Here is a 12,111-nt window from a genome sequence, read left to right as displayed (position 1 = left end):
GAAATTTCCGCAAAAAAAAGAAAGACAAGCTTTTACCCTCGTCTTTCTAGTATATTGCCTTTTTGCTATACTTCAAACTTTTTTTCTTTTCGACTTTTATTAATAAATGAAAAAATGAGGAGTACGACCAAGATAACCGCACATACACTGGATCCAATCACATTGTTTTTGTTAAACATAAATGATACAAAAATAACAAGCAGTGCTGCTGTTGCAAAGAGCGTTGTATAAGGAAACCACTTTAATGCGAAAAACGGCTTTTCTTTATACCCTTTACGCAGCTTTAATTGAGCTAAACAAATACTTACCCAAATAAGAATAATCGTGAAGCCGGGAATGGTCATTAAATAACTAATTACATTATCCGGTGTTTTATAAGCTAAAAACACACCCATTAAAATACAAACAGCCGTAATCATCAAACCATTAATCGGAATACCGTTTTTCGAAACTTTCAAGAAGCGCTTTGATGCTTCTCCGCTTTGAGCCATAGCATAGAGCGTACGCGAAGTTGCATACATCCCTGAATTCGCTGCTGATAAAACAGCCGTTAATAAAACGAAGTTCATAATATGAGCCGCACCCGGCAGTCCGGTGATACTAAACACTTGCACAAATGGACTGTCTTGTCCTGATACAGAATTCCAGGGCATAAGGCCGCAAATAATTAAAATAGGCAAAATATAAAAGCCAATCACCCGCCATACTGTGCCTTTGATCACTTTCGGTAACACGTTTTTCACATCTTTTGTTTCCGTTACGGCCACACCAATTAATTCAGCTCCGCCGTAAGAGAACATCACAATTAAAAAGGCACTCAGCACACCGCTCATGCCGTGAGGGAAAAAGCCTCCATGAGCCGTATAATTTGCCCAGGGGTTTTGCACATCACTTGGAATCACACCGAATAAAATGAAAGCTCCCAAAATGATAAAAGCGGTAAGAGCAATTACTTTAATACCGGCAAACCAAAACTCAATTTCTCCGTAATACTTAACTTGAAATAAATTCATCCCTACAATCAGCACTGCACAGAGAAAGCTTAAGAGCCAAAGAGGTACAGAAGGGAACCAAAACTTCAAAAAGCTTCCTCCCGCAAGCAGTTCAACAACTGTCACGACAATCCAGTTCACCCAGTACAGCCACCCTACAATAAAAGAGGTTTGCGTACCGAATGCCTTATGCACTAAATTTTGTACGTTCATATTCGGATAGACAATTGCCATCTCCGCCAATGCTGTCATTACAATAAATAAGATAAGACCGCCAAATAAATACGCCAGTACAACACTTGGTCCTGCAATACCTAGCGTATCAGCACTACCTTTAAAAATACCTGTCCCAATCATACCGGCAAGCGCAATGAGCTGCACATGACGAGGCAACAGACCTTTTTTTAAATTTTGATCTTGTTTTTCCATGATGCCCGTCCCTTCTGTTCATTTTACGTGTTAGTTTAACCAAATCACTTCTTGCGCAAAAACCCCTACCGGATATTCAGTAGGGGGTGAACCAACACTGTTTTTCTTCTCTATGTTGAATGAAAATGATCTGATTTTACCACTGTTACTTTAGTCATTTTATGCGTTGAATTAATACATTGTCAATGTTATTTATTTTCCAAAAATAAAGTCAAAAGAGTATCTACACCCTTTTGACTTCTAGTCTTCTTGCAATGATGGATAAAGCATAGTTTACAATAAAATACATCATCGCGATGATCAAAAACATTGGGACTACGTAACTTTGTTTCTGTCCGTAAATGATTTGAGCGTTATGCAGCAAATCAGGAAGTGCGATCACTACTGCAAGCGACGTATCTTTTAATAAGGAAATAAATTGACTAACTAAAGGAGGTACCATTCTCCGCAAAGCTTGAGGCAGCACAACGAAACGAAGCGTTTGATAATAGTTTAAACCTGATGAACGCGCCGCTTCGATCTGTCCTTTTTCAATTGATTTCAATCCGCTTCGGATAATTTCTGAAATCATAGCAGATTCAAATACAGTAAGGGCCACAATCGCTGCTGACGTAATTTCCATATCAATTCCGATTTCAGGTAAAGCAAAGTATGTAAAAAAGATAATTAAAAGCAGCGGCAAATTCCGGATAATTTCTACGACAAAAGCGAGTACATGAGACAGAACTGGAATGCGGGCATACCTTAAAATACCTACTATACTTCCAATAAGAAAACTTAACACAATCGAAATGAATGCCACTTTTAAAGTGACCCAAAATCCTTCCATTAAGAAGGAAAGGTGATCAGGAGAATAAGCACCCATAAAATCCATCACTTTCACTCCTTTCAGCTTGTTTTACCAAGACGTTTCTCAAGATAACCAACTCCTAAGCTTAACGGAATGGTTAGAACTAAATAGAACAGAGCCACAAAAATATACACATCAAACACTACGTAAGTTTGAGAGGAAACAAGATCTGCCTGATACATTAAATCAAAACCAGCAACAATCCCTAACACGGATGAGTTTTTGACTAAATTAATGAATTGATTTCCAAGAGGAGGAATGACGATTTTAATGGCTTGAGGCAATATAATGAACCGCATCGCCTGACCGTACGTAAGGCCGGATGAACGTGCCGCTTCAAGCTGTCCTTTTGGAACAGCCATAATTCCCGCTCGTATGGCTTCGGCTATAAAAGCTGCCGTATAAATAGTTAGTCCCAGCACTCCGGCAGCTGTACCGCTGATTCCCGCCACAATAAAAATAAAAAAGACGATAACCACAAGGGGAATATTTCGAATGAACTCTACATAGACCGTACCAATTACATTTACTATTTTGAGAGGGGCTATTCGCATTACCGCAATGATCGTGCCAAGTACAAAGCTGGCCACTAAAGCGATCAGACTGGCGATAATGGTGTACTTAAAACCTTCTAAATAAAGATCCATATTGTTCGTCAGAATTGAAAAATCCAGCAATTTTCTTCCTCCTTTCAACTAAACAAGCAGGATGAGCATAATGCTGCTCATCCTGAGAAAAGAAAACTGTACGCTTATTGTTTGATCCACTTGTCGTGAATTTCATCATATTTTCCAGAGTCTTTTATCTTTTTAAGCGCATCGTTTAAGGCATCTACCAGCTCTTTGTTTCCTTTTTTCACAGCAATGCCATAAGGCTCTTCTGTGAACGGCTTTCCTACCAATTCATAAGAAGGATCTTCATCAGCCATTCCATAAAGAATAGCATCATCAGTTGTTAAAGCATCTCCTTGCTTAGATTTTAAAGCTGTAAATGCTTCTGCATAGTTTTCAAACTCTAATACCGTTGTCTCTGGTGCTTTTTCGCGAATATTAATAGCTGAAGTTGATCCTTTAACAGCCAACACTTTAGTACCTTTCTTCAAATCATCAACGCTTTTAATTTTACTGCCTTTTTTCACAAGCAGAGACTGTCCAGCTTGGAAATATACATCCGTAAAGTCTACTTCTTTTTTACGTTCATCTGTAATAGTCATTGTTGCAACAACAGCATCAATATCTCCTTTTTGAAGAAGAGGAACCCTTGTTTTGGACGTAACTTCTTTAAATTCTACCTTGTTTTCATCGCCTAAAATCTCTTTAGCCAGCTGCTTAGAAATATCAACATCAAAACCTTCTACTTCACCCGTCTTTGGATTCTTTAAGCCAAACAAACGCGTATCATTTTTAACTCCAATGACGATTTTCCCTCGGTCTTTGATTTCAGTGAGCGCATCTTTTTTAGCTGATGATCCACTCGTTTCTTCACTTTTCCCTCCGCAAGCTGCTAACATCATAGCCGCTGCTAATGAAAGCACAGCTGCCTTTAAAAACGTTTTTGATTTCTTCATATTACTCCCCCTATTAAACAATTAATGATTTAAAATACGGCTAAGAAATAAACGTGCCCTTTCTTCTTGCGGGTTTTCGTAAAACTCAGCCGGAGTTGCCTCTTCTAAGATTTTTCCTTGATCCATAAATACAATGCGGTCCGCTACTTCTTTTGCAAACCCCATTTCATGAGTTACAACTACCATGGTCATTCCTTCTTTAGCCAATGTTTTCATGACATCCAGCACTTCTCCAATCATTTCTGGATCAAGAGCAGAGGTAGGCTCATCAAAAAGCATAATTTCTGGCTTCATCGCAAGTCCCCTCGCAATAGCTACACGCTGCTGCTGGCCGCCTGACAGCTGGGATGGGTAGGCGTTAGCTTTTTCACCGATTCCGACTTTATCTAAATAGTATAGGGCTGTCTTCTTAGCTTCTTCTGACGACTGTCCCAATACTTTCATAGGTGCTAAAGTGATATTTTCTAAAACTGTTTTATGCGGATATAAATAAAAATGTTGAAACACCATACCTATATTGCGGCGCAGTTTATTAATATTTGTTTTTTTATCCGCGACCAATATATTATTTACCGTTAACTGTCCGTTAGATATTGTTTCTAAATAATTTATGCATCGCAGCATCGTGCTTTTACCTGAACCCGAAGGTCCAATTACGACGACAACTTCACCTTTTTCAATTGTTAAATTGATATCTTTTAATACGTGAAAATCACCGTAATATTTATTCACTCCGTCAAAAACAATCATTTTCCCCCTCCTAATTTGCGAACAACAATAAATATTTAAATTTTTTAAAATATTTAAAATATATTAAAAATTATATTCTTACCCTTAAAGCAAAGTCAACAGTTGACAAATTATCTCTTTTTTGTAATCAAAATGAACTATCTTCAAATAAAATATGCTAGAAAAATAAAAGGCTTTGTTGGCATTTGCCGATATGTAAGCATACGTTCGCCAGGCTGAAGGTACTTGTATAAGCTTAATCAATAGATTATATTAGTTAACGCATATCTTTATACGAATTGTCTTTCATTTTTAGGGGGCAGTTCTCTCTAATCACCCCTCTTTCTAATTATCCGTCTATATCTTTATTATATTAATATATATAATTCTCTTAACGGTAAATTAACAAAAAAAGAAAATACAAGCTTCTATTCGTGTTAGAGGTTCTGACATAGATATAGTGAAATTGTATTATCCCTCTAAAAAAAACACGCTTTATTAGCGTGTGTGGTCTTTTATATTTTCCAGACTCATCTGAAAATGTGGATAGTCTTTAAACCCTTGCCAATCTCCTCCCCATTCGAATCCTAAATTTTTTGCGATATCTACAACCTCCATCCAATCAGACTGATTGTTATTATTACCGTCATATTCCATGTCCCAAATAACTCGTCCGTCTTTTAACTGAATAGCAAAATCAATAGCTAGTCCATAGTTATGATAAGACTGGCCGCCCTTTGAATAGGTAACAATATTGCCTTCTTCCGTCCTGCCTTTTGCATAAAGCTTATCTTGTTCTTCTTTTGAACGGAAACCTTCCGTAATGACAATCGAGATTCCTTGGTCACTTGCTTGTTGAACAAGTTTATTTTTCTTTTCTTCTACGACAGGATGCAAATCAGTTGCTCCTGAAAAATCTTCTAGCGTTGGACCTGGCTTTAACTCATCGCGAAACAAAAATACCAGGCTTACCGCTATCGTAACTATCAAAGCTATTCCCAATTTTTTAAGAACGTTCATCTATATAAAGTCTCCATTCTTTTTTGCTGTTGTTTAGATAAAATCATATCGAATTTCATTTTGTTATCCAATAAAAGAGCTGTAGTGTTCAACAAACGTCTATATTTTTTCGTTTTTTATCTATTTTCACCATTTTTTCACTATTGGTGGTTACATTAACAATTGTGGACAGCTCTGTACCACACCCCTATAACTTTTAAGGAGTGACAACAGCATGAAAAAGAAACTATTCGGTTATATCATGGCAAGCGGTTTAACACTAGGAGTTATGGCCGCTGCAAACTCCACGGCATTTGCAGCCAGCAAAGATGAAACAAGCTCTTCAACAGTTGTAGAGCGAACAAATGGCAGTACAACAAATACGGATGATGCAACACAACAAAAAGTTGATGATATTATGAAAAAAGCACAGGAAAAATTACAAAAACTCGGCGTAAACTTGCCTCAGCACAAAGACGGCCCCTTCAGCAATCTAGATGCGGCTACGAAGAAAAAAGCGAAAGCTATTATGGATCAGTTTCGCGACGGCACGCTGACTAAAGAACAAGCGGAAGCCAAATTAAAAGAACTTGGCGTGAATTTTCCTGAACATAGAGGCGGTCCTTTTAACAATTTAGATGCGGCTACAAAGAAAAAAGCGAAAGCTATTATGGATCAGTTTCGCGACGGCACGCTGACTAAAGAACAAGCGGAAGCCAAATTAAAAGAACTTGGCGTGAATTTTCCTGCTAAAAAGAAAGATTTTCTAAGCGGGGTAGATGCTGAAACAAAAGCGAAAGCTGAAACCATTTTGGAAAATGCAAAAAAAGAAATACAAAATCTTGGCGTTACAATGCCGTTTGAAAATCACGAGCACAAAGCTCAATAACTAAAAAAGCTACTTGGCTGTTGAAAGCCAAGTAGCTTTTTTATGATGCAGTTTTCCTTCTCACTAACGTCATGTACACACCTAATGCTAATAAATCGCAGACCATAATCACAATGCCCATCGGCAGAGCATTTTGCCCTCCTCCAAGACCAACAAGAGGAGCTACGGCTGCTCCGAGCAAGAACGGAAGCAACCCTAGAAGCGCTGAAGCACTTCCCGCGTTCGAAGCTTGATTTTCCATAGCGAGTGAAAAAACGGTTGTGTTCACAATTCCTACGCTCGATACTACAAAGAAAAGCAAGATGCAGACCAAAATAACGGACATGTGAGTAACAATCACGGCCACTAAAAGCACGCTTCCAACAGCTGCTTGAAGCAATCCATACATAAGAAGAGTTGCTTCTTTTATTTTACCCGCTAAACGTCCTGTCACTTGAGTAGCTATAATTAGTCCAAAACCGTTAATAGCAAAAACAAAGCTGAACATCTGCGGAGATAGTCCATAAATGTCTTGAAGGACAAATGTAGAACCTGAAATATAAGCAAACATGGCACTCATAATAAAACCTTGCGCCAGCGCATATCCCACGAAGACACCATCTTTTAGCAATACGCCAAATGTACGCAGTACTTCTGTTAATCCACCTTCTTTACGGCGTTCGAGCGGAAGCGTTTCTTTTAAACCAAATAAAACGGCAAAAAACATTAGTGCACCAATCACTGCTAACACACCAAATACTCCTCGCCACGACATAATCGTCAGCAGCTGTCCACCAGCAACCGGAGCTAAAATAGGAGCTAAGCCATTTACAAGCATAAGCATGGAGAAAAACTTTGTTAAATCCGAACCTGAAAACAAGTCTCGCACGCTCGCTCTTGAAATAACCATTCCTGCTGCTCCTGCCATACCTTGAATAAATCGCAAAACGATAAAAATCCAAATAGACGGTGCAAACACGCATAAAACAGATGCAACTGCATAGGTGATTAATGCTGCTACAAGCGGCTTTTTCCTTCCGCGAATATCACTGAATGGCCCCATGACCACTTGCCCAAATGCTAAGCCCAATAAGCAAGCTGTCAGACTGACCTGCGCTAAAGAAGCTGAAGTATGCAATTCTTTCGCAAGCGTCGGCAGCGCTGGCAAATACATATCGATTGATAACGGTCCAAATGCACTCAGTGAACCCAAAATTAAAATAAATAAAATACGATTTCCTCGGCTTAAAGACATTCCTTGGGAAATACTTTGCTGATTCATCTATTGTTGTCTCTCCCTTCAGCAGTTTTACAATAGTCTCATCTTAAACCCTCCAGCTACTGGATAGTCAAGACGTAATTCGAATTTGAATTTCCGTCAGCCGCTCTTCTTCATGATGTGAAATAAATGAATCTACAATCCGCCGAATTAAGAAAGGACCTTCTGCTTTGTATCCTTCCGCTTTAATAAAGTTCAGTAATGCATCGTAATAGACTCCTGTGGTATCTCTCTTTTCTCTCATATAAATAGATGCGTAATCTCCTTCAGGTATTAACGTAACGAGTTCATGCTTAAAAGAAACATCACTTTCGACCAATAAAAAAATGCCATCGTAATCTGTAAATTGTTGTTTTTTCGCGTTTTCTACCGATAGCATAAACCCTACTTTCCCAATCATAATCGGGGTAATATGACTAATTTTCTTTTTTAAATCACGGAGAACACTTTCAGTCCCGTCTAACGTACCTACCTCTGCTTTTACTTGCACAACTTCACGAGAAGGAAGGTGTTTTATGAACGGGGCTCCTATTTGGTTAATATGTCTCGTCTGTTCTAATTCCTTCATTCGAGTTGTTAACTGCACATTCACTCTTTGAAGGTGACGAATTTTTTCTTTTGTTACCTTCTCATATTCCGCTAAAGTTTCAATAAATTCATCCAAGCTGCTGTGCTCCATCTTTCTTTTAATTTCTTTTAAAGGAACTCCCATCAGCTTTAAATAGACAATGATATCTAATTTCTTAAATTGTTCTAACGTATAATATCGATAACCGGTTTGTGGATCAACTTCGTAAGGCTCGAACAGGCCAATTTCATCATAATAGCGAAGTGTTTTAACCGGAATATCATGCAGTCTGGCCATTTGTCCAATCGTAAATTTGTTTTGCACTATAAGTTCACCTTCTTTATGTAAAGCTGCTTGCACTTAAAGCAAGCAACACCGTAATTCTCGTCATTCATTTAGTTCTTGTACAAGCTCTTCCACAATAAGATGTGCAGGCAGTTTTTTTGCCAGCGTAAATCCGGTTCCTGCCCACAAAGAAGTGTACTCTGGATTATTCATTTGTGTAGCTTTTGCTCGAATAGGCTTTGTCATGTAATGAATATGAGGGTAGGCGGATGGTGCTGATTTATCATAGGAAATAAAAAAGGCATTCACAAATCCTCTAGCACGTTTCCCTGTAAAAGCTCGTGTGACACCTGTTTCATTAAAACGCTTATGAAGAATGCTTTCTTTATGAAGAGCACTCGCTCCGCTTTCTGGACAACAAATAAAAGCCGTACCTAACTGGGCAGCAGAAGCTCCTTCTTGTAACACACGTTTTATGTCAGACCCCGTCATCAACCCTCCCGCAGCAATCAATGGCTTTTTAGTGATTGAGCGAACTTCTTTCAGCAATTTCATAAGCGGGTAATCCACCGAACTCTCTAAAAAAGTAGATCGATGGCCGCCGGCTTCAATGCCTTGCAAACATAGCGCATCCGCTCCTGCTCTCAAAGCCACTTCGGCTTCTTGAGGTGTTGTAATCGTAACGAAAACACGGCTTCCAATTCCTTTTAAACTTGCTACAATCTCTCGATCCGGGCACCCAAATGTAAAGCTCACAGCAGGTACTCGATGTTTTTGAATGATGTCGAGCTTGGCATTCCATTCATCATCATCATTCTTTGGTATATCAACTTGACACTCCAAATATTCAGCTGCTTTTGACAGTTCTTTTTGATAACAATCAAGTGCATCAACTGCTACTTTTTCATTTGTCGGCACAAACAGATTCACTCCAAAAGGTTTTTTCGTAAGTGAGTGCATCTCTATAATTTCCTGCTCCAATTCACGCGCACTTTTATATCCCGCAGCTAGAAACCCTAGTCCTCCGCTATTAGATACTGCTGCAGCTAGTTTAGGCGTCGAAACTCCTCCTGCCATGGGAGCTTGTACAATTGGATATTTACATATATATTCCACACTTCTCACCTCAGCCTTTCATGCGTTCTCTCTTCATTTTACTATAACCCCAGAAAAAAAAGCCCTCCAAAAGGGCTTTTCTTCCATATATAGATTATGCTCGTTTCAAAAATTGAGATCATAAATGATGCTAAGGAACGCGCACTGCCTGATTATTCCCTCAAAGGTTCACCTATGTGGATGACACTAACTCCGTAAGGGAAGTGACAGCCGCTTAAGTTTAGAAAGCCAGACCTGATTGTTCTTTGATCAGGTCTGGCTTTCTACATCGATTACTTATAATGGAGGAACTTTACGCATACAGCTTCTGGAACCGTAACGTTAGATTGAAGAAGCGTTAGCTTTCCACTTTCTTGGTCTCTTTCAAACAGTACCAAGTTTCCTGTTTCTTGATTAGACGCTACAATGAATTGTTCTGTTGGATCTAAAACAAAATCGCGCGGCCAGTCGCCTTCAGTGCCTGTCCATTCTATGAATGTTAACTGTCCAGAATCCTGATCTACTTTGAATGTTGCAATTGAGTTATGTCCGCGGTTTCCTGCATAGACAAAGCGGCCATCTGAAGAAATGTGGATAGCACTCCCTTGATTATTTTCTGTAAAATCAGCTGGAATTGTTGAAACAGCTTGTTGTTGAGTGAAGCTTCCTTTGCTTTCGTCATAAGTGAAAAATAAAACTTCAGAGCTGAATTCTGTCATTGCATACGCATAGCGGCCATTTGGATGGAACGTTAAATGTCTAGGGCCCGAACCAACAGATGTAGAAAGACTGTTGACTTCCTTCAATTTATTCTCTTCCACTTCATATGTCACGATTTTATCAATACCTAAGTCCACAACGGCCACGTGCTTTTCTCCAGGAGTAAAATCGGCATAGTGTACGTGCGGTTTTCCTTGTTGTCCTTTTTTGAGATCTGAATGAGGATGTTCCACTACAGATGCTACATATTCAATTTCCCCTGTTTCTTCATTAACAGAATACGTCTCAACGCTCCCTTTATGAAAGTTAGCAGATAAAACAAGCGTATTATCCTCATTCACTGAAACATAGCAAGGAGGCGCGCCGTCTAGCAGCTGTTTGTTTACAAACTTTAGTTGCCCCGTGTTTGGATCAACCTTAAAAGCAGCTACTCCGCCTTTTTCTCCTTCTTTAATAACTGTATAAAGATGTTCGTTGTCTTTGCTTGCATTTAAGTATGTAGGATTTTCAATTTTAGCCACGGCTTTTACTTCTACAATCTTTTTAGCCTTCGTATCTAACGTAAATGTATAGACACCTTCACTGCCTGCTTTTGTATATGTACCTGCAAATCCAATAAATTTTCCATGTTCACTCATTTTCCTATACCCCTCCTAAAGAATTGTTTTGTTTCATTTATTTTACTATATCATACCGCATTTGTTATAGAGAATGCTCCAATTCAACGTTCATTTATCAGTTTTCCCTACATGCCTATCGTCAAACCCTTCCTTTTTAAGCCTGCATCTTGCATTTTCCTACCATGGGGCGTTATGATTAAGGATGATTTTATATCGCCCCATAGCAGACGGCTTCTGTATTTCCTGGATTTTCAAATAAAGAAGAATGAACTGATGAATAGTCGACTTTCATCGCTATAACCGCTGCTCAACTTTTTTCGTAAAGTTACATCAAAAAAGGAGTGAACAACAATGATCACATTAAAAAGTGAACGCGAAATTAATTTAATGCACGAAGCAGGTAAATTATTAGCTTCTTGTCATAAAGAAATCGCTAAAATGATCAAACCAGGCATAACAACAATGCAAATTGATAAATTTGTTGAAGAGTACTTAGCAAAGCACGGAGCAACGCCGGAACAAAAAGGATACAAAGGATATCAATATGCAACGTGCGCTTCTTTAAATGATGAAATTTGCCACGGCTTCCCAACAAATAAACCGTTAAAAGACGGCGATATCGTAACCATCGATATGGTTGTAAATTTAAACGGAGGCTTAGCAGATTCCGCATGGACTCACACCGTTGGAGACATTTCAGACGAAGCACAGCGTCTAGTAGATGTTACATACGAAGCGCTTTTAAAAGGAATCGAGCAAGCACAGCCAGGAAATCGCACAGGTGACATTGGCCACGCTATTCAAAGCTATGTAGAAGGCGAAAAATTCTCTGTCGTACGCGACTTCACAGGACACGGAATTGGAAATACCATGCACGAAGCGCCTACAATTCTTCACTACGGAAAAGCTGGCAAAGGTACACGTTTAAAAGAAGGTATGGTTATTACAATTGAGCCAATGGTGAATGCTGGTACATGGCATTCTAAAATGGATAAAAACGGCTGGACGGCTCGTACAACAGACGGTAAATTATCCGCTCAATTTGAACATACACTTGCGATTACGAAAAACGGTCCTCTTATTTTAACAGCACATTAAAAAAACAGCCCT

12 protein-coding genes are annotated in these 12,111 nt (G+C 39.0%); 2 read left to right on the top strand and 10 right to left on the bottom strand.

Annotation, left to right across the window (positions count from 1 at the left end; genetic code table 11):
• Window positions 1-65: 65 nt before the first annotated feature.
• The 6 genes from MKY06_RS01620 to MKY06_RS01595 form a co-directional block, all read right to left on the bottom strand.
• Window positions 66-1,421, bottom strand: coding sequence for an amino acid permease (locus MKY06_RS01620; RefSeq protein WP_013055076.1), 1,356 nt, complete (start codon window positions 1,419-1,421; stop codon window positions 66-68).
• Between the two features lie 223 nt (window positions 1,422-1,644).
• Window positions 1,645-2,295 (bottom strand): amino acid ABC transporter permease, encoded by a 651-nt coding sequence (locus MKY06_RS01615; RefSeq protein WP_013055075.1) that lies wholly within the window; start codon window positions 2,293-2,295, stop codon window positions 1,645-1,647.
• Between the two features lie 14 nt (window positions 2,296-2,309).
• The gene (locus MKY06_RS01610) at window positions 2,310-2,948 is read right to left on the bottom strand and encodes an amino acid ABC transporter permease (protein ID WP_013055074.1); all 639 of its coding nucleotides are present in this window, start codon (window positions 2,946-2,948) and stop codon (window positions 2,310-2,312) included.
• A gap of 74 nt (window positions 2,949-3,022) precedes the next feature.
• On the bottom strand, window positions 3,023-3,838 hold the full coding sequence (locus MKY06_RS01605; RefSeq protein ID WP_013055073.1) for a transporter substrate-binding domain-containing protein: 816 nt from the start codon (window positions 3,836-3,838) through the stop codon (window positions 3,023-3,025).
• 21 nt (window positions 3,839-3,859) lie between these two features.
• Window positions 3,860-4,588, bottom strand: coding sequence for an amino acid ABC transporter ATP-binding protein (locus tag MKY06_RS01600; protein WP_013055072.1), 729 nt, complete (start codon window positions 4,586-4,588; stop codon window positions 3,860-3,862).
• A 477-nt stretch (window positions 4,589-5,065) separates the two neighbouring features.
• Entirely contained in the window at window positions 5,066-5,587 is a 522-nt protein-coding gene (locus MKY06_RS01595; RefSeq protein WP_013055071.1) for a M15 family metallopeptidase, read from the bottom strand.
• A 214-nt stretch (window positions 5,588-5,801) separates the two neighbouring features.
• Between MKY06_RS01595 and MKY06_RS01590 the strand changes: the two genes are divergently transcribed.
• Window positions 5,802-6,455, top strand: coding sequence for a hypothetical protein (locus MKY06_RS01590; protein WP_340960162.1), 654 nt, complete (start codon window positions 5,802-5,804; stop codon window positions 6,453-6,455).
• Window positions 6,456-6,495: 40 nt separating this feature from the next.
• Here MKY06_RS01590 and MKY06_RS01585 read toward each other — a convergent pair whose 3' ends face one another.
• The 4 genes from MKY06_RS01585 to MKY06_RS01570 form a co-directional block, all read right to left on the bottom strand.
• Window positions 6,496-7,716, bottom strand: a complete 1,221-nt coding sequence (locus MKY06_RS01585; RefSeq protein ID WP_013055069.1) for a multidrug effflux MFS transporter — start codon at window positions 7,714-7,716, stop codon at window positions 6,496-6,498.
• Between the two features lie 67 nt (window positions 7,717-7,783).
• Window positions 7,784-8,605 carry a MerR family transcriptional regulator gene (locus MKY06_RS01580; protein WP_025601314.1) on the bottom strand — a complete coding sequence of 274 codons (822 nt, stop codon included), beginning with the start codon at window positions 8,603-8,605 and terminating at the stop codon, window positions 7,784-7,786.
• A gap of 63 nt (window positions 8,606-8,668) precedes the next feature.
• Window positions 8,669-9,682, bottom strand: a complete 1,014-nt coding sequence (locus MKY06_RS01575; RefSeq protein ID WP_025601312.1) for an NAD(P)H-dependent flavin oxidoreductase — start codon at window positions 9,680-9,682, stop codon at window positions 8,669-8,671.
• Between the two features lie 272 nt (window positions 9,683-9,954).
• Entirely contained in the window at window positions 9,955-11,019 is a 1,065-nt protein-coding gene (locus MKY06_RS01570; protein ID WP_025601310.1) for a lactonase family protein, read from the bottom strand.
• 333 nt (window positions 11,020-11,352) lie between these two features.
• Here MKY06_RS01570 and map point away from each other — a divergent pair, with 333 nt between their 5' ends.
• Window positions 11,353-12,099, top strand: a complete 747-nt coding sequence (gene map / locus MKY06_RS01565) for a type I methionyl aminopeptidase (protein WP_013055065.1) — start codon at window positions 11,353-11,355, stop codon at window positions 12,097-12,099.
• The last annotated feature ends 12 nt before the right edge of the window (window positions 12,100-12,111 follow it).

The organism is Priestia sp. FSL P4-0332, assembly GCF_038005845.1.
GTDB lineage: Bacteria > Bacillota > Bacilli > Bacillales > Bacillaceae_H > Priestia.
This window is presented reverse-complemented; position numbering and strand designations above follow the sequence as displayed.

Coding starts and splice junctions, on each gene's coding strand:
- MKY06_RS01620 (WP_013055076.1), bottom strand. CDS start 1,421: ATGGAAAAACAAGATCAAAATTTAAAAAAAGGTCTGTTGCCTCGTCAT.
- MKY06_RS01615 (WP_013055075.1), bottom strand. CDS start 2,295: ATGGATTTTATGGGTGCTTATTCTCCTGATCACCTTTCCTTCTTAATG.
- MKY06_RS01605 (WP_013055073.1), bottom strand. CDS start 3,838: ATGAAGAAATCAAAAACGTTTTTAAAGGCAGCTGTGCTTTCATTAGCA.
- MKY06_RS01600 (WP_013055072.1), bottom strand. CDS start 4,588: ATGATTGTTTTTGACGGAGTGAATAAATATTACGGTGATTTTCACGTA.
- MKY06_RS01595 (WP_013055071.1), bottom strand. CDS start 5,587: ATGAACGTTCTTAAAAAATTGGGAATAGCTTTGATAGTTACGATAGCG.
- MKY06_RS01590 (WP_340960162.1), top strand. CDS start 5,802: ATGAAAAAGAAACTATTCGGTTATATCATGGCAAGCGGTTTAACACTA.
- MKY06_RS01585 (WP_013055069.1), bottom strand. CDS start 7,716: ATGAATCAGCAAAGTATTTCCCAAGGAATGTCTTTAAGCCGAGGAAAT.
- MKY06_RS01570 (WP_025601310.1), bottom strand. CDS start 11,019: ATGAGTGAACATGGAAAATTTATTGGATTTGCAGGTACATATACAAAA.
- map (WP_013055065.1), top strand. CDS start 11,353: ATGATCACATTAAAAAGTGAACGCGAAATTAATTTAATGCACGAAGCA.